This window comes from Spirosoma taeanense (assembly GCF_013127955.1).
GTDB lineage: Bacteria > Bacteroidota > Bacteroidia > Cytophagales > Spirosomataceae > Spirosoma > Spirosoma taeanense.
In genome coordinates this window covers 3,765,968-3,790,123 of sequence record NZ_CP053435.1, presented here as the reverse complement: position 1 = coordinate 3,790,123, position 24,156 = coordinate 3,765,968, and the positions used below count along the sequence as shown (strand labels likewise).

At 50.3% G+C, this 24,156-nt stretch carries 22 protein-coding genes; 4 read left to right on the top strand and 18 right to left on the bottom strand.

What is annotated here, in order from left to right; genetic code table 11:
* Position 1: 1 nt before the first annotated feature.
* Positions 2–841 carry an abortive infection system antitoxin AbiGi family protein gene (locus HNV11_RS15870; protein ID WP_171740597.1) on the top strand — a complete coding sequence of 280 codons (840 nt, stop codon included), beginning with the start codon at positions 2–4 and terminating at the stop codon, positions 839–841.
* Positions 842–964: 123 nt separating this feature from the next.
* Here the strand turns inward: HNV11_RS15870 and HNV11_RS15865 are convergent, their stop codons facing one another.
* The 12 genes from HNV11_RS15865 to HNV11_RS15810 form a co-directional block, all read right to left on the bottom strand.
* The gene (locus HNV11_RS15865) at positions 965–2,170 is read right to left on the bottom strand and encodes a DUF6371 domain-containing protein (RefSeq protein WP_171740596.1); all 1,206 of its coding nucleotides are present in this window, start codon (positions 2,168–2,170) and stop codon (positions 965–967) included.
* 121 nt (positions 2,171–2,291) lie between these two features.
* Positions 2,292–3,767, bottom strand: coding sequence for a DNA primase family protein (locus HNV11_RS15860; RefSeq protein WP_171740595.1), 1,476 nt, complete (start codon positions 3,765–3,767; stop codon positions 2,292–2,294).
* Positions 3,768–3,826: 59 nt separating this feature from the next.
* Positions 3,827–4,276, bottom strand: a complete 450-nt coding sequence (locus HNV11_RS15855; RefSeq protein WP_171740594.1) for a VRR-NUC domain-containing protein — start codon at positions 4,274–4,276, stop codon at positions 3,827–3,829.
* Complete coding sequence (locus tag HNV11_RS15850) at positions 4,273–4,569, bottom strand: helix-turn-helix domain-containing protein (protein ID WP_171740593.1); 297 nt, start codon at positions 4,567–4,569, stop codon at positions 4,273–4,275. Before HNV11_RS15850 ends, HNV11_RS15855 begins: the two co-directional genes overlap by 4 nt.
* A 110-nt stretch (positions 4,570–4,679) precedes the next feature.
* Entirely contained in the window at positions 4,680–5,711 is a 1,032-nt protein-coding gene (locus HNV11_RS15845) for a hypothetical protein (RefSeq protein ID WP_171740592.1), read from the bottom strand.
* 12 nt (positions 5,712–5,723) lie between these two features.
* On the bottom strand, positions 5,724–7,091 hold the full coding sequence (locus HNV11_RS15840) for a site-specific integrase (RefSeq protein ID WP_171740591.1): 1,368 nt from the start codon (positions 7,089–7,091) through the stop codon (positions 5,724–5,726).
* A gap of 324 nt (positions 7,092–7,415) precedes the next feature.
* Positions 7,416–8,666 (bottom strand): ATP-binding protein, encoded by a 1,251-nt coding sequence (locus HNV11_RS15835; protein ID WP_317168004.1) that lies wholly within the window; start codon positions 8,664–8,666, stop codon positions 7,416–7,418.
* 17 nt (positions 8,667–8,683) lie between these two features.
* Positions 8,684–9,499, bottom strand: a complete 816-nt coding sequence (locus tag HNV11_RS15830; protein WP_171740590.1) for an alpha/beta fold hydrolase — start codon at positions 9,497–9,499, stop codon at positions 8,684–8,686.
* A 211-nt stretch (positions 9,500–9,710) separates the two neighbouring features.
* A complete protein-coding gene (locus HNV11_RS15825) occupies positions 9,711–10,919 on the bottom strand; it encodes an MraY family glycosyltransferase (RefSeq protein WP_171740589.1) in 1,209 nt (402 codons plus the stop codon).
* A gap of 168 nt (positions 10,920–11,087) precedes the next feature.
* Positions 11,088–11,882, bottom strand: a complete 795-nt coding sequence (locus HNV11_RS15820) for a glycosyltransferase family 2 protein (RefSeq protein ID WP_171740588.1) — start codon at positions 11,880–11,882, stop codon at positions 11,088–11,090.
* A 47-nt stretch (positions 11,883–11,929) separates the two neighbouring features.
* Positions 11,930–12,523: a WcaF family extracellular polysaccharide biosynthesis acetyltransferase gene (locus HNV11_RS15815; protein WP_171740587.1), complete on the bottom strand. Its 594-nt coding sequence runs from the start codon at positions 12,521–12,523 to the stop codon at positions 11,930–11,932.
* The gene (locus HNV11_RS15810) at positions 12,495–13,406 is read right to left on the bottom strand and encodes a glycosyltransferase family 2 protein (protein WP_171740586.1); all 912 of its coding nucleotides are present in this window, start codon (positions 13,404–13,406) and stop codon (positions 12,495–12,497) included. Before HNV11_RS15810 ends, HNV11_RS15815 begins: the two co-directional genes overlap by 29 nt.
* A gap of 131 nt (positions 13,407–13,537) precedes the next feature.
* Between HNV11_RS15810 and HNV11_RS15805 the strand changes: the two genes are divergently transcribed.
* The 3 genes from HNV11_RS15805 (at position 13,538) to HNV11_RS15795 (ending at position 17,295) form a co-directional block, all read left to right on the top strand.
* Positions 13,538–15,529 (top strand): sialate O-acetylesterase, encoded by a 1,992-nt coding sequence (locus HNV11_RS15805; RefSeq protein WP_171740585.1) that lies wholly within the window; start codon positions 13,538–13,540, stop codon positions 15,527–15,529.
* Between the two features lie 69 nt (positions 15,530–15,598).
* Entirely contained in the window at positions 15,599–16,363 is a 765-nt protein-coding gene (locus HNV11_RS15800; protein WP_171740584.1) for a methionyl-tRNA formyltransferase, read from the top strand.
* 77 nt (positions 16,364–16,440) lie between these two features.
* Positions 16,441–17,295 (top strand): polysaccharide deacetylase family protein, encoded by an 855-nt coding sequence (locus HNV11_RS15795; RefSeq protein ID WP_171740583.1) that lies wholly within the window; start codon positions 16,441–16,443, stop codon positions 17,293–17,295.
* Here the strand turns inward: HNV11_RS15795 and HNV11_RS15790 are convergent.
* The 6 genes from HNV11_RS15790 to HNV11_RS15765 form a co-directional block, all read right to left on the bottom strand.
* Positions 17,292–18,452, bottom strand: a complete 1,161-nt coding sequence (locus HNV11_RS15790; RefSeq protein ID WP_171740582.1) for a glycosyltransferase — start codon at positions 18,450–18,452, stop codon at positions 17,292–17,294. The two genes, HNV11_RS15795 and HNV11_RS15790, sit on opposite strands and share 4 nt — an antisense overlap.
* 20 nt (positions 18,453–18,472) lie before the next feature.
* Entirely contained in the window at positions 18,473–19,639 is a 1,167-nt protein-coding gene (locus HNV11_RS15785; protein WP_171740581.1) for a glycosyltransferase, read from the bottom strand.
* On the bottom strand, positions 19,639–21,012 hold the full coding sequence (locus HNV11_RS15780) for a hypothetical protein (protein WP_171740580.1): 1,374 nt from the start codon (positions 21,010–21,012) through the stop codon (positions 19,639–19,641). Before HNV11_RS15780 ends, HNV11_RS15785 begins: the two co-directional genes overlap by 1 nt.
* Positions 21,013–21,025: 13 nt before the next feature.
* On the bottom strand, positions 21,026–21,919 hold the full coding sequence (locus HNV11_RS15775; protein WP_171740579.1) for a glycosyltransferase family 2 protein: 894 nt from the start codon (positions 21,917–21,919) through the stop codon (positions 21,026–21,028).
* A 4-nt stretch (positions 21,920–21,923) separates the two neighbouring features.
* The gene (locus tag HNV11_RS15770; RefSeq protein WP_171740578.1) at positions 21,924–23,027 is read right to left on the bottom strand and encodes a glycosyltransferase family 4 protein; all 1,104 of its coding nucleotides are present in this window, start codon (positions 23,025–23,027) and stop codon (positions 21,924–21,926) included.
* A 112-nt stretch (positions 23,028–23,139) separates the two neighbouring features.
* Positions 23,140–24,141 carry a hypothetical protein gene (locus HNV11_RS15765; RefSeq protein ID WP_171740577.1) on the bottom strand — a complete coding sequence of 334 codons (1,002 nt, stop codon included), beginning with the start codon at positions 24,139–24,141 and terminating at the stop codon, positions 23,140–23,142.
* Positions 24,142–24,156: the final 15 nt, after the last annotated feature.

Below are 24,156 nucleotides of genomic sequence, written 5' to 3'. Positions count from 1 at the left end.
TATGGCATTATTAAGTGCAAATACATTATTCCACTTCACAAAAAAAGAGTTTCTATTAAATATAATAGAGAATGGTTTCTTTCCAAGATACAGTCGCGAATTTACACCTGAGGTTGATCCTGACTATTTCACAGATATTAAGGATATTTATATTCCAATGGTTTGTTTTTGTGACATTCCCCTTTCAAGTGTTGAAAACCACTTAGATATTTATGACCATTATGGGATAGGGCTATCTAGAAAATGGGGGCAGAATAAGGGATTGAACCCAGTTAATTATCTACAAACTAAAGCTAGTGTTATCAGTACATATCGTAAAAACGTAAATGACTTAGTTCTTCTGAGCCGGTCATTGTTTGTTGAGGAATTTATGCTTGAACATGGACATAGGCCATCGGTCAAGTCTATTATTGATAGTGTTAAAAAGTCTGATAATTCCTACGAAAAAGCGAAACTAACTTATGCTATTTTATCATTTTTAAAGCCCTATATGTCAAAAGGAGCTTATAGGAAAAAGTATCCAGAATATAAATATTATAATGAAAAAGAGTGGAGGTATGTTCCGCCTTTAACAAACATTATATTAAGTGAGTTTTTGATATTGTTTGAGAATATAGCTAATGATATTCAAAATTTTAATGAAAGGTTAGTGAGTAAGTCCCTTACATTCAAAGCTAAGGATGTTAAGTATATTATATTAGATAATAGTAATGAGATTGACTGGTTTATAAAAGGATTACAAAATATTAGTTCAAGATTTCCAAAAAAATTTTCAACTAACGACATTCAATATTTAACTACAACAATAGTTACTTGTAAACAGATAAAAGAAGACTTTTAATCAGGATAGTATATTTACTATTAATTTGTCTGATTATGTCTTAACTACTTCATCTTACGGAACGGTTGCAATCTTTAGCATCTGAGATAAGACTGCAACCGTTCCGCCATTTCTTTCCTTGCCTTAATCCCATTCGGGTGGGTACTCACGCCATTGCTCCAGTAAGAAATCAGCCAAGTCCAAACCGGCGGCTTTTTCCTCAGCGGTGGCGTTGTCTTCCAGGTAGGCTGATACCGTAATTTGAAAGCCCTGTCCTATCAACTCAGCGGCTACTTGGTTCCATCGCTCAAAGGCCTTTCCATCCTTCGACAGGTCAGGGAACAGCTCGATCTTTCGGCCGCGTACCGGAGCCAACCGTTCGGCGTTGAGGTAAGACAACGCCCCTACTGCCAGCCAGATAAAGCCGGGAAAATACGGCGTACTGATCACGGCTGTTTTAGGGGCTTCGACAATCGCTACCGGCTGATCTACCGGAGCGGTAAGTAGTTGCGGCAAGCCGAACAGACAAGGTGACTTTTGTACCTCATTCCGCTCATCCAGATAAGCCGTCAGCCAGGCCGGGTAAGGCTGTTTGAGCTGATCGCAACGCCGGGCATAAGCCGAATGCACCCAACTGGTTCGGCTGCGTTTTTCGCCGTTTTTGACCACGTACTTAACCGTATGAAACGTATCATCAAACAGCTTGATCTGTCCCCCGCGTATTCGGCTCTGCTCATCAATATACCAGAATACACAAGCCCCCGGCCAACGCCCCGACGTACCAATCTGAAACTGCTTTAACAGCTCATCGGCTACACTAACGCCAAAATGCCGCCGAAGCAGATAGGCAAACTGATTCCGGTCGTAGTGACCCAACGACTGCTCAAATACCTCATCGGGTATGGTGTACACCTGGTCTTGTGGGCTGGTTGTCGCTACTTTAGCCGACCGGGAAGATGGCTTATCAAACAGAAATGAAGCTACTCGCTCAGCTTGCTCAAGGGTTGCGCCTTCCATTTGAATCAAACCCGTTATAATGCCCTGTTTGGATAGGCCGTTCCGCTTCTGCTTAGCCCCCTGTTTAAACCAGGCTTTAGGAATCGGTCCAACGCTGTAACGGGCTTTCACCTCATCATGGTAGGAGAGGCCAGACGGGCCTTTGTGGTAAGGGTTGAGGTGATAGCCGCAATTACTTTCCCGGTCGCAACACCCATAGATGTCGGGTAAGGGTTCACCCGTCTGCGTATCGACGTACCGGCTCAGCGTCTTGCGGTGCTTGGGCCCGCACTGGGGACAGTCACCTTTGATGGATTTCTTCGGGAGTTGATAGCGATAAGCAGTAGCGGCCATTGGTATAAAAATAATAGTTTGTTTGCAGCTACACATTCTGCATTTGCTACATGAATAGAGGCCGCTGATAACCGGCAGGACAATGTAGCAAATGCAGGTAATGTAGGAGGAATAACAATTTTTAAAAAGTCGTCCTTGTCACATAAACGACCCATCCCCCAGTTTTTCGGATGATATGAAAGCCGTAGCTGTCCAGCCGTTTCTTGAAGTTGCGGCTATTCACTGGGCGGTAGTTGTCTTCCGAACAAAACGCCTTATACTCTCGATACAGCTCTTTCAACGGGGTTGAGTAGTCGGTATGGGCTTGATAGTCGTGCTCATCCAGAAACACCCGTACCGTATCAGATTGACGTTTGTAGGCTTCAACTTGCCCCCGTACCGCTTCACTGTCGGTAAACCGTCCTTGCGCTAATAAACGGCGTAACCCATCCAACACCCAATTAAAGACGCCCGATAATTCGGCTTGTATGATTTTAGCGGCTAGTTGTTTGTCTTGCTCCGCTTCAAGAATGGTGACGCCAAAAGGTACAATCAGGAACCGACGAAAGTAAGCCGGGGTGTGTTCCACATCGGCGGGTAGCTCGTTACAGTTAAAAATCAGTTTGGCGTAGTCCTTCAGGATGAAGGGTTGCCCATACGGTAAACGGGCTTCTATCGGTTCGCCTGAAACAAGTTGCTTGAATAAATTAGCTTCCAGCTTACCGCTGATCTCACTGGCATAGTTGACTAACTTATTAGCCAGGTTCGCCCGGTGATAGCCTTTTTCCTCGGTCAGTGATTGCAAAGAATAGTGGCTAACGTTGTCCGAACCTAACAACGCGGTAACGATCTCGAAGAAAACAGACTTTCCATTGGCTCCCGAACCATACAGCAATAAGGTCTTTTCCAGCTTGAGTTTGACCGGTGAAACGAACAGGTAACCAATATATTCAGCCAGAATTTTTTGGCAGTCCAGGTCGGGCTGCACTCGGTTTAGAAACTGCTCAAATAGTGGGGCCTTAGCAGTAGGGTCATAAGCAAATGGGAGTTGATGCGTCAGAAAGTCAGCCGGATCCGGAGCGCGCAAGTCCTGACTTTCTGTGCTGATGTCAAAGGTTCCGTTGGTCAAATTGATCTTAACAATAGTGCGGTCAGCCACTGGGGCGGGTAAGTAAGCTGTTTCGGTAAATTGCTCGAATAAGCTTTTAGAAAATTCCACATAGCGGGCTTTAAACTTGTCAATGCCCATTCGTTCGGCTGCCTTTCGCAAAAACGCCTTTAGGTCGTCTTTATCAATCGTTTTCCAGAAGGCTCCATTGTAGGCGTAGAAAAAGGCATCCCGGCGACAAAGACCCCATTGATTCCGTTGGGCTAGTTCGAGTACCTGTTCGACGGTAATCACTATGTAGTGTTCTTTCTTTAGTTTGGCGTCCTCATTGTCGGGGGGCAATTCGGCTAATTCTCGAAAGTCAACCTTTAGGACTTGCAAAAGCAGGATTTGCATAACCTGATCGTGCGTTTGATAAACAAAGGCGTTCTGTTTTAAGCGTTGGGCATCAGCATTGATAGCGTCTTGTAAACCAGCTACTGTGATTGTATTTTTGGGTGCTTTACTCATAGTAATAGGGAGTTAACCGCTTTCGGCTGCAACCCGAAAGCGGTTTTCGTTTAATTGGATTAAGCACAAGACGAATAGGCGCTTGATTTGATGAGAAACTGAGCGGTAAACCACTGCCAGAAAGCTTCAAAGTCACGGGCAACGTAGTACCGTCCCCCAGCTTTTTCAACCAGGTAAGCGGTTTTACGCTGGTCGTCGCTTAGTCGATCTTTGCTTACTTTGACTTCAATACTGAGGTGTTGGCCGTTCAGAACGGCGTGAACATCGGCAGTTCCCTTGCGGGTCTGACTTTTAGTCCATCGTCCCAACTTCTCATTGTATTGGCCTTGTGTATTGATGCGAACGGCATAGCCGCCGTGCAACTCAATACAGGCAATTATAGCCGTAGTTAAGCCGTTAGCGTCCCGGTCATTATATTTGCTTTTGGGTATGAGCTTAGCCGGAAAGTTAGGGCTTCGTTCAGCCTTGCGCTGATCGGCAAGGGCGTTGAGGTGTTGCAGGGCGTTCATGCTGGCAAACCTCCTTTCGTTTCCCGGTTGCCCTCATCCAGCCATGCTAACAATTCAGAACGTCTAAACGTCAGGCGGTTACCACGTTTCTTGTGAGGAATAGCCCGCTGTGATACGAGCGTGTAAATTCTGGCAGCTGATAGTCTGGTGACTTGCCGGGCCAATTCAATGCCTCCTGTTTCATCGGGGGGGGCGGAAGGGATAGATAATAAGGTCGTCAGATAGTCAACCTTACGGCCTAACTCATAAACATATTCTGGGAGTTGGTCAAAAGTGATAGGTTGCTTTTGCATTGCTGGTAAGGCGTTTTTGTGAAACTTCCAGCAATACTAGTAGGGCGCATAGGTAGGGTTTGAGAAGCAGTTATAGCAGTTGAAAAAAAGTAGCAGCAGTTGTTAAACAGTTATTTCCAGTCCTTCTTAGCGTTTTGAGAATTATTAAATGTATCGAAAACAGTTTTGTACTCATAATTGGTAAAATGGTCTGTCAATAACTGGACGTACTTCTGTTTACAGTGCTTTGTTGACTCAACTGCGTAATCCTGTGTACAGCGCTGATAGTATAGATAGAATAGTTTAGTAACTGATGTGCGCTCACTTTTTGCTATGTTAAAGGTGAGTTTTGGTATGTTGGCGCTACCAACAAAAGCACGTTCGATAAACTGCTCAACCTGTTCGGCCGTTAGGAATGGTTTACCGTTCTTACTATTGTTGTCTGCCAACTTTATAAACCATTGTCTGACCTCCTGCAATGCCATACTGTTGAAGTTGTTCTTTTGATCATCAATAGCCGCTGGCGTTGAGGTGTCTGAGTCATTATGCTGACTATCTTTAAGATAGGGCTTAATCTCACCTATGTATTGTTCAATGGCATCTCGAACTAAGAACATGAAGTCATTTAATCGCTCATAAATTTCAGGCCAATTCACGGTAGGTGCTTCATTCAATTCGGGAAATTGATCGGCTGTTTTCCTTTCAAAAGCTGATAGCTGTGTACATAAGTCATCTAAGGTTTTTCGGTAGGACTGTAAGCTCACTGAACGGTTTTCTTTTTCAACTTCATTACGGGCTTGTCTTAATTCATTCCGGAAGTGGGTAAGCTGATACTGCAAAACTTTTTCTATTCGGCAACTATATAACCAACGGCGTACGTCATCCCCAGAATTTGGACGAGGCCCGTCAGGAAGGCGACGAATGCCTAAAAACACAATCCTGCACGAACCTTCATGTGGATTTTGTTTCATGCGTTCAAGCCTATCATATTCATTCTTTAGGTATTGTATGGCCGTCGGGTCATCACGTAGTAAATCTATCCCTTTTAAAGGATCACTACCGAATACAGTATAAAGAAGACGGATTTCGTCAAAGACCTTTTGTGTTATGCTTAACACAATTAAAGCGGGCTGGCTTTTGTCAGTGTCATATTCAGCGGTCATGGCCTAAAAAGTTTATAGTAAAGCATCATAAGCCGAATCAACAGTTTCCGATGCGAACGAATCCAGATAGATGGCGGTAACTGCTTCGGTCTTATGACCCAAAGCCTGACTGATTACAGCCGTAGCTGTTCCTTTCTGTCGTAAGGTTGTAGCGAATGAATGCCGGGCTACGTAGGTCGTCAAAGGAGTACTGATACCGACTCGTTCTCCCAAAATCTTTAAGTCAGCATTGATCATTGCTGAAACCTTATGTGTTCGGTTATGAACCTGGGTAGCTGTTTGATGCTTCTGGGTGTTTAAGATTGGGAAAACGTAGTTGTCAGGACTAGTGTAGGTGTAAGACCGGTACTGCTCAATAATGGCAACAGCAGGGGATAATAAACGAATGGAGAACTTGCCACCTGTTTTCTGCCGGATATAAGTCAGCCGGTGATTGCTTTCGTTGTCGACGCTGAGGTTATGCCAACGGAGTTTAGCCAGGTCAACAAAGTTGATTCCACCACAGTAGAAAGAAAACAGGAATACTGACTTTGCTAATGTTAGTCGTTCAACTTCAATAGCATTTCTAAGGTTAGCCGATTTGCCGGTAGCCGTTCCAATGGGTATAAATGCTTCAATTTTACGAATATCGTCCCGGCTAATGGCCCGTTTTTGAGTGGAGGTATCAAACTTGCCAATACTGAACTTGTGCTTTTCTGAGATATTACGGGCAAAGGGGTAATGATCAGGCTTAGCTAAACCTTCTGCAATAGCTTTATTAAATACGGCTCGTAACGTTCGGTAACGATTAGATAAAGTCGTATCACTATTGCCCCGTTGTCGGAGAAAGGTTTCAAGCTGATTGCAGAATCGTACCGTCACCTGACTGAATGGTACATCTTTTTTTTGAGGACCGTGTAACTTATGTAAGAAGTCGGCAAGCTGGTTTTTGAGGTCACGGTAAATGATGCTGTTTCCCTTTTGTCGGGCTGCTATCATAGCCGTTACGAGTTCATCAATATAAGCTAATAAGGTAGCATCACGGGTCCTTTTTCGGCCTTCAATAGTTTTGCTGGCTACGGTACGGGCATCGTGTTTCTCATCAGCACTGGCTAAAGCTTCAGCTGTATCAGCATACTTGTTCTCCCAGCTAGTTAATTTTTTAATTAGTTCTTCCCGATAAGGTTCAGGATAGCTCTTTCGGATAGCTTCCTTAAAACCCGTGTACTTGTCATTCCAGTATTTAGGGGCCAAGCTCAGACCGGTAGCAACAAATTTCGTTTTACGATCTTTGGTAATACGAACCCAGAATGGGTGTGATCCGTCAGAAAGGGTTTTGGCTGTACGGTAAATTATCCTAACGGTAGCCTTGCCTTCTTTGTGTTCAGTAGTACGAGCCATTGTTGTACCTAACATTTTTGGGTACAACATTAGGTACAACAAATATAATAAATAGTGTTGTGCCTACGACAAATGATAATAAAGTACTTTTGTGTAACTCGTTCATTATCAGTAAAAATAACAACCGGTTATAATTTATAAAGATAATAAGTCGTAAGCCTTCTAAGCAGACGGTCAAGCGTTCGAATCGCTTCGGGGTCACTTGATAATGAGCCGGTTAGCTAGGTGCTGATCGGCTCGTTTGTTTTTGTTTAAACAAGTACTTCTTTTGAGGAGGCAGACGTATGGATCCTAAAAGACCATTGTCTGTGTAAAACGGTTGCTTTATACCGGCAGGTACACCCTGAACGTAGCGCCCTGGCCAGGCTGGCTGGTGGCCGTAATGGCCCCGCCATGATTCGTCGCTACTTTGGCGCAGATGGCCAGCCCAATGCCGGTGCCGGCAAATTCATTTTTGCCGTGCAGCCGCTGGAAAACCTGAAAGATGCGGTCAACATACTTCTCGTCAAAGCCGATTCCATTATCGGATATATCAATGCGGTGATAGGCACTGGCTGCACGCGTGGGTTTTACCAAAGGCGGCATATCACTGGCCGGTATCTGATATACGTTGACCCGGATTTGCGGATTTTCCAGCGTACCATCGGAGGCCCGTCGGCGGAACTTCAGGGCATTGCTTAATAAATTCTGGAATAACTGCCTTAGCTGAGAAGGGTCGCCCTGCACCATTGGCAATGGATCGATCTCTACAAGGGCATTTGTTTCCTGAATAACAAGTTCCAGGTCCGTCAGAACGGTATTGATGACCTGAGTCAGAGGAACGGACATGCTGACCTCCTGCTGGGTAGAAATACGGGAAAAAGCCAATAGATCTTTGATCAGAATCGACATCCGGCTGGCTGCCGACTGCATACGTTCCAGCAGATCAACTCCATCGCCAATCTGAGTGGCATACTGGTTCTTCAGAATATCGCCGAAGGATTGAATTTTTCGAAGCGGCTCCTGCAAATCGTGGCTGGCGATGTAAGCAAACTGCTGAAGGTTCTCGTTCGACCGCTTCAGATCGGCATTCAGGTAGTGCAGGTTTGTGTTGGCCACACTGAGTTCTTTTGTTCGTTCGGCTACACGTTCTTCAAGTTCGGCCGCCAATGCCCGATACCGGGCTTCGCTTTCCTGAACGGCCGACCGGGCCTGTTCGGCAGCTTTGCGGGCCTGAATCAGCTCAGTCTCAAAGTTATGACGCTGGCCAAGTGGTAAATACGCACAGAGCGTTAACAGATGCCCTTCCTGAGGCTGACTTACGGCATTGAGTAAGATGGGAATCCGCTGATTTGTTCGGCCCAGAAGGGTTAGCACTACTTCGTCAACTCGTCCGTTCAGGTTAAGGAGAGGATAAAAATGCGTTTGGTAAAACAGTCGACTGGCTACCGTGAGTACTTCACTGAAGGGCTTTCCCAATAGCTCAGCAGAGGTATAGTCCAGATGTTGCTCAACTGTATGATTAATTGTTGTGATGAGGCCCGCTTCGTTGAACAGAATAACACCGCAGGGAAGCTGGTTAACCAAATCGTCCATAAGGGAGTAATAACCATCTAAACCGGTTGAGTACGTAATAGATACTCATTCATGAGGGTAACTGTTTCGGTGGGGGCACTCATATGAGGGCAATGACCGGTTGCATCCATGTAGCGCAGGGTGCTGTGGGGAAGATGGCTATGCATAAACTCACCAACCGCTAAGGGAGCAATGATGTCATTGGCGCACTGGAGAATGAGTGATGGTGTCTGCAGTTTATGTAAATCCTGCCGATTGTCGGAGAGCAGGGTAGCGCGGGCGAACTGCTGCATAATCACGGGGTCTGTTGAACAGAAGCTTTGCGTTAGTTCCTGCCCTAGACCGGGCCTGTCGGGGGTGCCCATAATAGCCGGGGCCAGCGTATTGGCCCAGCCGATGAAGTTATGATCCATCAGGTCGAGCAGTTCGTCAATGTCGGCCCGTTCAAAGCCGCCGATATAATCCGGCTGATCATTGATGTAGCGGGGAGACGGCCCAATCATAATGAGCTTTTCAAAACGCTGAGGCTGCTGAATGGCGGCCAGGATGCCAATCATGGAGCTGACTGAGTGGCCCACAAAGATGATATTGTTCAGCTGGAGCGCTTCGCAGATATCCAGTATATCCTGAGCATAGCCAGTTAGCTCGTTGTACCGCTGAGGGTTATAGGCCGTTACGTCGGATTGGCCGGAACCTACGTAGTCAAACAGAATCAGTTTGTAGTCCTCTTCAAACGCCGGGGCAACATAGCGCCACATATTCTGATCGCAGCCGAACCCATGAGCAAACAGCATAGGCTGAGTTCCCTTGCCTGATACGTTTACGTTATTACGCTTCAATATATCCTGAGCCATTGATCGATGGGTTTTTAGTACCTGAATATAAGCAACGAACGGGCGGGCTTATACGGTTCCATAATAAATGAACAGCCAGCTGTTCATTTATCAATTAAATTAGTTTTGCTGCGTCTGGACGCTCCAGAGAACCCTGGAATAGGTTCGGGCCGCTCAAACAGACAAATTAAAACCCCTTCGGAAAGCCAAAGGGGTTTTAATTTGAAAAGAATTACAGATAATCGATCAAACGTCGGCCGACAATTCCGTGCTGTAATTCCCGGCGGAGTACGGCCCGCCGACGTCGCGGGTGCGTCGAGATATACATAACCCGCATCTTAAGTACGAAGCTTACCACCATATACAGGCCAAACAGACAGCCCAGAATCAGCAGCGACTGTGTGTTGGAAATGTTGCGGTGCAGCAGGAAGAAAAGTATCGTATTCAGCAACGAAGCTCCGCAAAGCAGGGCTGTGGCCTGAATGTGCGAGAGCCCATTATCCAGCAGAATATGATGCATGTGATTCCGATCGGCCGAGAACGGTGACCGACCCGCCAGAATACGCACCAGAAAGACACGTAACGTATCGAAAATAGGCACAATCAGAATGACGATGGCGATAATGGGCGCGTTGAAGAAAGCTGTTGGTTCGAACCGGAACGATGCATTCAGATTAACGAACCGCACGGCGAAGAAAGCCAGCATGAACCCAATAATCAGCGAGCCGGTATTGCCCATGAAAATCTTGCTGGTTTTCGAGAAGTTAAACCGCAGAAAACCCAGCAGGGCGCCCGCCAGCGTGAAGGCCAGGCAGGCCATCGTAAAGTGATTGGTCAGTAGAAACCACGCGCCGAACGTGCCGCTGGCGATGGTGGCAATGCCGCCCGCCAGCCCGTCGATGCCGTCAATGAGGTTTATCGCATTCGTCAGGGCAATGAAGATAAAGCAGGTGAGCAGAATACTGATCACTTCTTCAATATGATGAAAGCCCATGATACCATACAGGTAGTCGACCCGCAGATTCCCGAAGAAAATCAGAATGATAGCGGCCAGAACCTGAAACAGAATCTTCTTGGCGGGGTCAATTCCGACCAGGTCATCCTTGATGCCAATAAAGAACAGAATGGTCATGCCCGCCACCGACAGGTTTGTCCGGTAGATGTCGGTCTGATCAATGCTCGGCCAAAGGAAATAGGCAATCAGGATAGCAGCATAAATGGCAATCCCTCCAAACGTGGGGGTTGGGGTAGAGTGGGACCGGCGCTCGCCGGGCTTTTCCATTAAGGACTTTAGTTCGGATATCTTGATGACGACTGGAATCGACACTACCGAGACAAAACAAGCGACCAGAAACGACAAAATACACTGGTATAAACCGAGCGTAAATAATTCGTCGTTCAGTTTGTTCTGTAGGTAGGCAATCAGTAAATCCACATTCATAAGGCTGTCAGTTAATTAGCCAATTGGCCTCTCTTCGAGGAAACAATCAGGCAAAACCTGTTCGGACTGGCCTCCACATTGAACCTGAGCCCTGGTTTTCAGGGGTATATCGTGCTCACGTGGGGCATAAATTTGATTCGTTTTGCCAAAAAGGCAAGCGTAATCTGATCAAACGGTATTCGACTCCCGCTTAACCGGACCCGGTATTTCCGGCGGTTTCGTGATATACTGCTTCAATTTGCGCAGGGGTTTCAGCCATAATGTAAAGAAATATGGCTTCATCCCGTTGAGGTCCCAGGCCGCCCGGTCTTCCTGATTCGCCCGTAAGCGGTTCTTCAGACTGCTGTTGCTGATACCCCCCGCCCGCATCACAATCGTAACCTCATTCATATAGGCAAGGCGAGCCTTGTGTTTATGAATGAACCGAAGCATCAATTCGTAGTCGGCCGCACTTTTCAAGTCGAGCCGAAATAAACCGTAACGCTCATACAGCCATCGTTTGGCAAAAAATGACAGGTGACCAGGCATCCAACCCCACAGAAACGCGTTTTCGCTGTACCAGCCCGACCGCCAGTAACGCTTCAGCTGACTTGTGTCGTGCCGATCTACGTAGAGCATATCTCCATAGACAGCGTCGCTGTCAGAACGTTTAAATAGAGAGACCATATTTTCGATCACTCCGTTGTGTCGATAAAAATCATCGGCATTGAGGAGCCCGATTACGTCGCCGGTTGCCAGGCGGATGCCTTTGTTCATGGCGTCGTACAGGCCTTTGTCGGGTTCTGACAGGAATCTGGCAATTTTTGTACCATAAGATTTAATAATATCAATAGTCCCATCTGTTGACTGCCCATCGACAAGGATATACTCAATGTCCGGGTAGGTCTGGTTCAGGACTGAGTCAATACAATCCCGGATGTGTTCGGCCCCGTTGTAAACGACGGTAATAATTGAAACTTTCACGTAATGATGGACAAATGTGGGGTTCCTGGCTTATCTGTTTTAATTAACTAAGCGAAGATTTCCCGTTTACGAACCCAGACCGCCGGGTTTCCCTGATAAATACCATACTCGTCCAGCGACCGCGTCGCGACCGAATTGACGGCCAGCACGGAGTGCGAATGACACCGTACGCCCGGACAAACCACCGACTTGGCACCGATCCAAACCCCATCATCGAGGGTGATCGGACGGGCGGTCAGGTCGAAAGTCGGCCGGCGATAATCATGGTTGCCGGTCAGCAGCATGGCGCCCTGCGACAGACAAACGTGGCTGCCAATGACAACTTCGCTCAGGTTGTCAATCCAGACCCGCTCGCCAATCCAGACGTGGTCCCCCAAGGTCAGAAACCAGGGGTATTTAATGTTTACGCCCGGCTTAATAACAACGCCAACGCCCATTTTCGTCCCGAAGGCTTTCAAAACGAATCGTTTGAGCGCCATAGGGATTGGAAAGTAGGTATTCAGAACTAATGAATTGGCTAGAAACCACAGGATGAGCTTCCAGCGCGGTCCGGGTTTATACCAACTGATATCGTAGATCGAAAAATCGGTTCGGCCAGCCATCTGCTCAGGATTAGTTGCCGGGGCTGAGGTCTTTACCATAATGCGTTCGGAAATAGTGAATGATCGCCTGTTTCTCACGTCCGGCGTGGAAATAAACTTCGAACAGCTTTGCATCAACTAAAAAGCGGTACCAAAGTCCCTGCAGGAAATGCCACATCAGACCTTTCTGACCGTCCAGAAAGCCCAGGCGAATGAAGTACCGATAGAAAAAATACAAAAAAGGCCGGGTAAATAACGGCAGGGAAGCGTATTGTATTTTAAAGTACCTGGTTCGCTGTTCCTGTGAGCCAAACAGTTTAGGCTCGACGCGTTGCGTCTCGTCAAAATTATAGTTTATGTTCAGTAAATCAATGACTTCCCGAATGGCGTAATTGTTATGCTTTTGTGTCCACCAGGTCAGGTTGTTCAGATTGTGGTCGACCAGATCGTTCTGAAACTGAATGGTTTTGCCCTGACTTAGTTTGATGTGCTCGTCCATCCAGGTTTCTTCGCAAATGCCCTGATCCCGGCGCCAGAGCCGCAATAGCCAGATCGGATAATACGCCCCGTGCCGTATCCAGTGCCCGAAGAAGAGCACCCGACGCTTAACGTAGATGCCCGAAACGTCAGCGGGCAGATCAGGCAGCCGCTGGTTGATTTCGGCGGCCAGTTCGGGCAGCACGTACTCGTCCGAATCCATCCGCATCAGCCAGGTCGTCTGGAACGGGTTGTTCGTAATGCCGTAATTAAACTGAGTCGCATAGTTAACCCAGGGATTCTGTGTAACAACGGCGCCCAGCGAACGGGCAATCTCAACGGTGCGATCGGTCGAGAACGAGTCGACAATGAATATTTTATCGGTAAACGGGTGCAGACTCTGCAAACACCGGGCGATGTGTTTTTCTTCGTTATGCGTCAGAATAATGACTGATACGTCGGCCATGCCCAAATAAGATACGTTCGCTAAAAATGCCCCAGGCATCAGCAGATACCCAAAAAGCGGTTATTTTTACTGGAACGTTTACGCTGATAAGTTCTGCAATACTATCACTTTTTTTAGACGGGAAAAAGCCGATGAAGCTACTTTACGCCTGCTCTGTATTGTTTTTATTCTATTTTACGGCCTCCGCTCAGGTCAGTTTCGACCAGTTACCGCATGACTTACAGCTTTACCCGCGGGATACGGCCAGCCAGGCCCAGGTGCCCGTTAGTGGAACGATTACGGCGGCCGGATACACCAAAATTGGTATGCAGGTGCTGCGGGAGGGAAAGCTGGCCCGCGTCGTCAGTCAGACGCTGAGCCCGGCGGCTACTAATACTCCGTTTCGCCTAACCGCCCCGATCAAAGCCGAGCGGGCTGAGTACCAGTTCCGGGTATTTCTTTACAGAGGTGCTGATTCTATGCTGGTGGCCGACCGGAAACGGGTGGTCTGTGGGGACGTATATATCCTGCATGGGCAGTCGAATGCCTCGGCTCTGGCCGGGCTGGACACGTATTACTCGTTTGACTTCGACGATAAATACCTGAGAAACTGCACCTATCCCTATGGCTCGTCGAACATACCGGGCGAAATGAAATGGTATGCCGCTAAAGAGCCGTATGGCAATGTTGGTGGCTTTGGCCTCACCCTGCAACGGCTCATTATGGAGCAGTACGGGATTCCCACTGCGGTCCTGAACGGAGCCTTTGGCGGAACGGGGATTGCCGCGCTATCGGCCCGAGATCCGGTGAACCACGCGAATCTGAGTACGTTCTATGGGCGACTGCTATTCCGGGCGCAGTGGGCAGGGGTGGCTAAACAGGTGAAGGGGATTATCTGGAAACAAGGCGAGGACGAAGCCGGCAACGGCGCAGATGGCTACGACGAAAAGTTTAAAACACTGTATAACCAACTGCGTGAAGATTACGGCAATGCCCGCATTTACGTCGGTCAGATCAATATTCTGGCGGATCGGGTGGAGGGCGCGGCTGCGTTACGTGATTTTCAGCGACGCACCAAGTACCTGTTTAAGAACGTAGAAACGATTGCGACCATCGGGGCCAGAGGATATGATGGTATTCACTACGATCCGCTGGGGCATCAGCAACTGGCGTATGAACAGTTCCGGCAGATTGCGCGCGACTTCTACGGCTCAAAAGACACGGTTCAGATTAACTCGCCCGATATTAAAAAGGTGTTTTACAACACGCGTAAAGATTCGATTACGCTGGTCTTTGACGAAGGCATGCAGATGGTCTGGAAAGATACGGCCTACTACAATTTCGCGACGGGTGCCAAGCTGGGCAGCCGCGATCTGAAAGATTATTTTTACCTCGACGGGGAAGCTGGCTGGGTGACGGCTGGCTCGGCCAGTGGCAACCGGGTGACGCTGCGCCTGAAGCAGCCCGCGTCGGCCAAGCAGATTCGCTACCTGCCTGCTTATTTTTCGGACGCGCTGTCGCCGTTCTATAACGGCCCAACCTTACGGAACACGCGCGGGATGCGGGCGTTCAGCTTTGATGGCGTAGCCATTTCCGACCAGATTACGACCGTCACGACACTGGCGGCCAAACCTCTGTCCGAAAAACAGATTCAATTGAGCTGGACTGCGCCCCCAACCGCCCAGAGGCAGGTGCTGGAACGGGCCGACGGAACGCCCGCTACGTTTAAAACCCTTGCGACGCTGGAAGCCGGTAAGGCAACCTATACCGACGAGAACCTGCCCGATCCATTCGGTACCTATTTTTACCGCTTGCGTGCGTTCAGCGATGTGTCGGAGTCGGCCTACAGCAACGTCGTAACGGCCCGGCCGCTGGTGCTGGGTACGATTGCTGAAGCCGGACCAGCGATACGTTTGTATCCCAATCCGCTGGCCGCCGACCGGACGTTACGTGTGGACGCGGGCCAGCGGACGATTATCGCGCTGACGGTGCGGGACCTTATGGGCCGGACCGTGAAGAACTGGCAGGGGAAAGCGCCCCGGGAGCTGGCCATAACGCTGGACGAGGTTACGGCCGGTTTGTACGTGGCCGAACTGCAAACGGCTGATGGGCAGGTGCAGCAGCAGAAGATTATAGTCCGCTGAGTAAACCCCTCATCTGTTTACACCGGATTGCTTAGTTTTGTGCTCACAACCATCGCTACCTGACGATTTATGCGCCTTGTAATCCTGACGCAGGACGACCCGTTTTACCTCGCCCGCAATATTGATTATCTACTCAAAAAGCTTCCTCCCTACGCTGAAGTGGTTGCAACGGTAGTGTTTGAGGTGTCGCCGTTTGGCAAACGGGAAAGCTTTAGCGAGAAGATAAAGAAGACCTACGATATTTTCGGGCTCCCGTTTTTCATCCGCTACGGATTCAAGTTTGTGGCCTCGAAGCTGGACAGCCGCAACAACGTTCGCAAGGTTCTGGCCGACCGGAACATACCACTCATCCATATTGAAGGCAACATCAATAAGGACGAAAATCTGGAGAAAATTCGGGCCTATAAACCCGATCTGCTCGTATCGATTGCGGGGAATCAGATTTTCCGGCAGAAACTGCTCGATACGGCCACCCACGGCTGCGTCAACCTGCACACGGCTCTGCTGCCCAAATACCGGGGGCTGATGCCTTCGTTCTGGGTGCTTAAAAACGGCGAAACCCACACGGGCGTATCGGTCTTTTTCGTGGATGAGGGTATCGACAGTGGCCCGATTCTGGTGCAGAAGAAGCTCCCTATTGGCAACATGAGTCAGGCCGAGCTGATCGAAGTAACCAAAAAGATGGGTATGGACGCTATTCTGGAATCCATCGAAAAAATCCATTCGGGCGATTACGAGCTCATCGAAAACGATGCCGCCCAGATGACCTATTTTACCTTTCCCACCCGAGAGGACGTAAAGGCGTTCCTGGCCGCCGGCAAGCGGTTTTATTAATCTGAAAGATGGAAGCTTTGAAGAGGGCGAGCAACGGTTGGATGCTCCGTTCCTTTCACAGCGCACCTTCCGTACGCATGAATATCCTGACATTTGATATTGAAGAATGGTTTCATCTTCTCGACAATGCCTCAACCCGGACCGAAGCCGAGTGGAGCCGTTACGAAACACGGATTTATAAGAATATGGACCTCATCTTTCAGTTACTGGAAGATACTAACAGCCGGGCCACGTTCTTCTGTCTGGGCTGGGTCGCCGATAAGCACCCGGACGTAATCCGACGGATTGATGCGGCTGGATTCGAAGTCGCGACGCATTCTTACGCGCACCAACTGGCTTACGAGCAGACCCCCGCCGAGTTTCAGGCTGATCTGGAGCGGTCGATCAAGCATTTGCAGGATTTGACGGGTAAAAAGGTCCGGGCGTACCGGGCACCGGGGTTTTCTATCAAAGAGTTCAACCGCTGGGTGTTCCCCATTCTCATTGAGCAGGGGATTGAAATTGACTGCTCTGTTTTTTCGGCGCGTCGGGCGCACGGGGGCGATGCCTCGCTGGCGATGTTTGAGCCGGGCTATCTCGACGTGGGCGGAACGCTGCTGAAGGAATTTCCGATTAATACGGCCGCTGTTCTGGGGCAGGATCTGATTTTCTCGGGGGGCGGCTATTTCCGGTTATTGCCTTACCGCGCCATTCGTGGCCTGATGCAGCGGTCGAATTACGTTATGACGTATTTCCATCCCCGCGATTTCGACGCTGGTCAGCCCATGATACCGGGACTGAGCCGGTCGCGGCAGTTCAAGTCCTACTACGGTCTGAAGGGCTGCCTGCCTAAGTTGAAACAGCTTCTGACGGAGTTCGCTTTTGTCGATCTGGCCGAGGCCGAGCAGCAGGTTGACTGGACGAAGGTTATTCGTCGGGAAGCAATCCGCTAATTTCGGTTGGTTTTCGCTACCTTCTGATACTCATCCAGCAGCCGCTTGGCTACAACGTCAATATCATACTGCGCCCGAAGGAGCGCCGTAGCGTTCTGGCTGACGCGCTGGCGCAGGCTGTCATCGCTGAGCATCTGTTCCAGCCCCGCCCGAACGCCCTCGGGGGTAAGCTCCTCCAACAAACCAGCCGCTTCGTGCGCCCGGATGGTTTCGCCGAAGCCCACCCGATCCGAAACGAGCGCAGGCGTTCCGGCCGCCATTGCTTCCAGAACCGCCATCGAAAATCCTTCCGAGTAGGAGGGAAGCGTAAACAAATCGGCATCGGCCAGGGCGGCTTTCTTATCATCGCCGGTGAGCATCCCCACCATCCGTATGGAATCGCCCAGATTGTGCTGTTCTATAAACTGTCGGGTGGTGGCTTCATACCCATCGTCCGAACCGGCTAAGGCCAGTATGGCGTCGGGGTGGGTCTGAACGTAATCCCGAAAGGCAGGTAAGAGCAAATCCAGCCCTTTCTTTACGTTCAGGCGGCTCATGAACAGCACCAGCTTCCGGTCGGTGGGGAGATTGAATTTTTTACGGAAGGTTCCTTTGGGGGGAAGCCGCGCAAAATCACTCATCTTAACGCCATTTGGGATAATGACGACGTTGGGATGTTGAGTGCCCAGGTAGCGCAGCAAATCCTCGCGCTCGTCGATGTTATTGATCTGCACCAGATCGGCCCGGCGTAAAAAAGCCTTCTGCGCGAGCGTGTCGATCAACTGCTTTTTCCAGTTGTTGTGAGCGTAGACCCAGCGGTCCAGTACACCGTGAATCGTTATAACTTTGGCCACCGTCTGGTCGAGCAAAAACGGAGCCAGGGTGCCAAAATGCCATAGACCGTGGCAATGAATGACGTCGTATTCGCGAATGTGCTTCTGGAGATAGCGGTACAAATCACCCGAAACCTCCCGGAAGAAGCGGCTGATAATGGGCGTGCGCTGACACAGAATCAATCGGGCGCCTTCCGGAACCGGATAGGCTTTTTCGCCGGGGGAGATTGGACTGAGAATGTCTACCTGATGGCCGTAACGCAGAGCAACCTGCGTGTGGTCGAAAATAATTTTGGGCGGACCACCAGCTTCCCAGGTGTAAGCGCAGATATTCAGAATTCGCATAAGTGCCGCGAAATAACCACTTACGCGGTGATTTTCATAAACCCATCGAGCATTTCCTGCGCAACGGCCTCGGGCGCATAAGGAGCAATAGTCTGCCGTCCGGACTGTCCCATCTGTTCGGCGTTAACCTCGTTATTCATAAATCGGAGCAGTAGGCGGGTTAGCAGAGCTGGCTGATCGGGGGAGAAGATAAACCCATTCTGGCCGTCGCGAACCAGGTCGGGTACGCAGCCACAGCGATCCGACACAATGACGGGCAGGCCGCAGGCCATTGCTTCATTGACGACCAGTCCCCACGGCTCTGAACGGCTCGGCAGCACCAGTACATTGCTTAGGGCGAGAATATCCGGAACGAGGAACCAGGGCCGACCAGGCAGAATCTGTACGATGTCGGTCAGTCCCAACGCAGCGATCTGTTTGGTAAGCGCATCCTTTTCGGCGCCATCGCCCAGCAGAAGCAGGCCCCAGTCAGCGGCATTCGCCGATTGCGCCAGGGCTTCGGCAAAGGCCGATAGCAGCGCAGGCAGATTTTTAAACTCAATTAAACGCCCAACGAATATAAAATTATTGGGGCGCAAGCCGAGGGCTGTCTGCTGTTCAGAGCGGGTCGTCAGGGCCTGCTCGTAGGCGGTCCGGAGCGCGTGGTTGTCGACCGCGTTTTTCCGGAGCAGAATTTTTTCCGGCGCAACGCCTAAGCCGTTCAGGTATTCGGCGGATTGGTTTCCGAAGCAGAAAAAACCATCGCACTGGCTAAACACCCACCGCTTGAACGATTCTTTCAAACCTCCCCGCTGGTGATCGGCGGCCGTGCTTTCGTTCTGCATAACGACCCGAATCCCATTGGCCTTCGCCCATAGCAGCAGCAGCAGCTGAGCCGGATCGTAATATCCCGTCAGGTTGATGACGTCGGGCCGGAAGGCTTTCGCCCGCTGAAACAGAGCCACAGCCCGTTCACGCAGACTTACATCTTCCAGGAACCGATCAAACAGAAGTTCGTAGCTGTATAAATACGTTGGCGTGTGTGTATCGGTTACGGTTTCCAGACCAGCGCGGGAGCGTTCATTGCGGGCAATCTGCAGGACATGCACGGTTACGTCGGGTTGCTGATCGGCCAACCGTTGTAATGCCTGAAAAACACTGGACTTGTAGTGCGCCCACAGCAGGTTATGAACAATCAGAATCCGCATCAGGTGGCCTGGGTAGTAGGCACGACCTCAAACTGCTCCGAATCGATCAGGGCTGGGCGGTCGGACAGGTAAGCCGGAAACAGGTGTTCGACACCCATAAACCGGATCATCAGTGCCAGCGGAAACCAGAAGGCGATTTCGTTCGGGCGGCCGTTGGTAAACAATTGCACCAGCACCAGCATATAGAAGTAAGCCAGGAAGGTGTTCAGTGGATTCGGATTAGTACGCATGATCCGTACGCTGTGATATAGAATCATGATGTTTAGTCCGCCGAAAAGAATAAAGCCCAGAACGCCCATGTTCGTAAGAGCTTCCATAATCGGCACGTCCAGATACAGAAATTTGTAGCCGAAGCCCAGAATCAGCATGTGCAGGTGTCCAACCAGTACGTTTGAGAAGAAAAGCGCACTCACCGAGCGGTTTGCCGCCGATGCGTCCAGCGTGGCCTGGGTTCCTTTTACTTTCATCCCCAGCAGCGCATAAATGTTCTCCATATTTCGTTCCACGAAGCCGATTACGTAGCCATACAGAATCGCGTAGGCATCGTAATACCTCCGGAAGAAGAACATGAGTCCAACAATGCCGACGATAATGGTAATGATAGGGACGGGTTTGAAAAGCCCACGAACTGTTGAGCGGATCTGGGCGGGCCGGACGTTGAAGAACATGAAGAACATCAGCGCCAGAATCAGGGCCACGATACTGGAGCGTGTTTGGGTCAGCACCAGAATTGCTACGTTAAAGACGGCCGAAAACAGGGCCAGTAAGCGAAAAATAAACCCGGTCTGGGGGCGTACCGTCCAGATTACGCAGGCAATAACACCCATGAAAGCATTGCGTGCGAAGGCATGGGGGTTCCCGGAACCGTCGTCGCCATCGCCCAGGGTAATCGTCGCCCGCTGACCAATGGCCCAGCTTGGGTTGGTCATCAGGGAATACACCAGCGCCAGGTTCGACACCAGCGTAAAGAGAATAACGACGGGGATGAAGACCCGGATAACGTCGTTGGGAATGTTAATGAGCAGAAACAGGAAGATAAAGATATAGGCAAAGTAAATCATGTCTTTGTCGTACTCCTTAAAACCCGGAACGCCATTATACACAAACATGTAGAAAATACAGAGCAAGAGAAAACCGACTCCCATCCAGAACATGGTCAGATTCGGTCGGTAAAGCCGGCGCAGCACTGTAAAGGGAATCATCAGAACCAGACCTGCCGCCAGCGCAATTGCGGTGAAGGCCGTACTGCCCGGTGCGAGCTTCAGCGTTTCCCGAAAAAAGAAGATGAGTGGGTAACCGTCCACAAGAATGCAGATGCCCACCACCAGGCGCATGTAGTCGAGCGTTTGCAGAAAGCGGATAAAATTGCTCATAGTATCGGTCAGTCTATAATCGGCCCCGACGCAGTTGCAGCCGGTGTCGAACGTAGCCAAACTTCCCCTGAAGGGCGAAGGCCGCTAATTTACGGAAACGGCAGTACCGTTGCCAGAACCCGGGACCCAGCGCCGAACGCAGCTGCGGCTGGTATTTTTCCTTAATCCGCTGGTGCTCCTGAAGACCAACGGTTTTGGCGATGTTCGATGATTTGGCGTCGGGCTGTACCCGAAATCCACCCCAGAAGCCATCAACGTGCCGAAACAGAACGCCCGGCTGAACCCCCAGCCTTGCTACAATTTCGTAGTCAATGACAAACCGCAGACTTTCGTCGAGTAATCCAAACTGTTCGAGCCGGTTACGCCGGATAAACAGTGACTGGTTGAATACCTGCATGCCTTCGTAAATATGACACTCCGCGCAGAACTCCGGCGCCCGCAGTTCTTCCAGAATAACGTCCTGCTCGTCGGTAATGTACATGTCCCCGAAAAAAACGTCGGTATCCGGGGCTTTACGCCAGGCGTCGGCTACGCGGGCGAATGCATTGGGCGCAAATACGTCGTCGGAGTTTTGAAACGCGAGGTAGTCGCCGGTAGCCAGCCGAAACCCTTTATTGATAGCGTCCGTCTGGCCGCGGTCTTTTTCACTGACCCAGCCGGCCAGATACTGTTCGTATTTTTTGATGAGCTCCAGACTACCGTCCGTCGAACCGCCGTCCATGATGAAATATTCCAGATTGGGATACTGCTGGTTCAGTACGCTCAGAATCGTACGTTCCAGATACTCCACCTGGTTATAGGAAGGCGTCACAACCGTTAGTTTGGGATACGGCCGACCATCGTTGATGAGCTGAGGTTGAAAGGGCTGGGTAACAAACGAACGGAGCGATTCAGAAGAACGAGGCATGGGCTTACACTAAAGATTGATAAACGGCCAGGGTTTTCCGGGCGGTCTGCTCACACGAAAACTGGCGCAGACGCTCCGTGCCACGTCGGCTAAGCACCGTGCGCAGGTCTTCGCTGGTAATCACGCGCTCCACGGCGCTGGCAATAGAATCGTCGGCTTCGGGGTCGAAGTACACGGCGGCATCGGTCGCTACTTCGGGTAACGATGAGCGATCGCTCAGGATCACCGGACAACCCGCGCTGAAGGCTTCCAGCACCGGAATGCCGAAACCTTCATTGAGCGAGGGAAAGACAAACGCCCGGGCGTGTTGATATAAACTAAACAGGCTGTCGTCGGTAATGAACTGGTAATGAACGCGCTTGCTTAATTGGCTCGCCTGGAACGATGCCTGCTCGTCGACGGTAAACGCGCCCCCGCCCGCGCATACCAGATGCAGATCGGGATGGCGGCTCAGCACTGGTTGAATAGCCCGGAAGAAGCCGCTGAAGTTCTTATAGAGCCCTCGTTTGCCAACGTAAAGCAGGTACGGAAAGGGGAGCGTCCGCAAAGTTTGACGACCCGAAAAACTGGAAAAATTTGTGCCGAGGTGAATCACGCTGATCTTTTCGGGCTTGACCGGAAAGAACCGCAGAATCTCCTGCTTCGAAAACTCCGATACTGAAATAATCCGGCTGGCCTGCTTCATCAATTCTTTTTTGGCTTCGTAGAGCCCTTCGCCTACCTCCGGGTACTGTTTACCGTATCGCTCACTGGTGGCATCGTGAAACGTAATCACGAACGGCTTGCTGCCGATAGACTTCAGAAAATACCGGTGGTAATAGGTCGGGTGGAAGACATCAAACTGGCTCGCCTGAACCCGCTGGAGGCTATACAACCGGTTGAAAAGCGACGCGGCCCGGTTTACGTTTCGCAGATGAGCCAGCCTGGGATAGCGCAGGTGCGAACTGAAGGAGGTCTGATTGAGGTACTCATTATTGGATAACCGCAATGATAACTCAAACTGAATATCCGGGCGATTGTCAAACGAACACATCAGGTCAAAAAAATACCGGGATACCCCACCGTACGACGAACCCGTAAAACACTGATGATCGTATAAAACAGTCATGAATAAAGAACGCAGCTAAACAGCGTTTGTACTTTTTTGGGAAAATACGCCTGCAAAAATACGATTTATAGCCTTGAAACCAAGACGTTCCCTGACTATCCGTGCCAGTGGTCTAGCGCAGAACGGGTAATGGTAGCTCATCCAGAAAGCGCGTAACGGCCCGCAGTGACTGCACGGTTGCCCGTCGCCAGCCGCGCAGGACTACAGGTTCGGGGTGCTCGCCATAGGCTGGCCGGACCATTGTCAATGCTGATGCATTAACGGGAGCCAGCGCCTGCCGGTAGGAGGTCATCAGAGCGCCTACGTCTGGGCGATTGCTGAGGCTAAGCCGGTTCTGGTTCGGGAAATAACCTTCGTCAGGATTATACAACCCCTTGACATTGGCAAACAGCAGGGGCCGGCCCGAATCGGCCAACTTCCAGCCAGTGGCTTCCAGCCGTAGTGTACGGTGCGGTAAGTTCCAGAGCGCAACATGCCAGGCGGGGTCTTTCACAACGTCTACTCCGAGGAAAAAAACGGGCACGTGCATTAGCCAGAGCTGATCGGTGCAGAGACCTTCGCAGAACGCTATATTGGCCCGGGGTTCAACTCGATCCTGCCACCAGGCCAGGAATCGATCGGTTTCTGTCGACCGCCGGAAGGCCATAAAATCAGAGCTGTAGAGCCCCACGTTCTGGAAAAACTTTTCGTCGGGCCAGCGCCTGTCGGCTGGCGCCTGGGTGATAAACGGCGTCAGAAGCAGGTTAGCTTCCCTGAGTTTTTCGAAAATAGGCGTTGTAGAGCCTAAAAAACAGATATTCGGGTCGGCATATACCAGCGTATCGGCCTGGGGATATCGGCGTACTATTTCCTGAAGGAAGGCCGGTTTACAGGCAGCCGCAAATTCGGTTGGCGTATACCGGGCCGAAAGACTGGCCAGTTTCTCGGATGACAGCACCTCGCTTAGGGGAAAGAGCGGATAAGGCGACTGAAAGCCAGCAGGTAAGTGGGCCGGGTCGTCGGCTAAGCCAATGACAACCTGCGACGAGCCGGCACCGGAAGTCTGTTTCGAAAAACTGTCGCCCAGGGCCAGTGCCTGGGGTAGTTGGCGAATCGTACAAAGAGTTACTAACACAGTGGGGCAAAACTA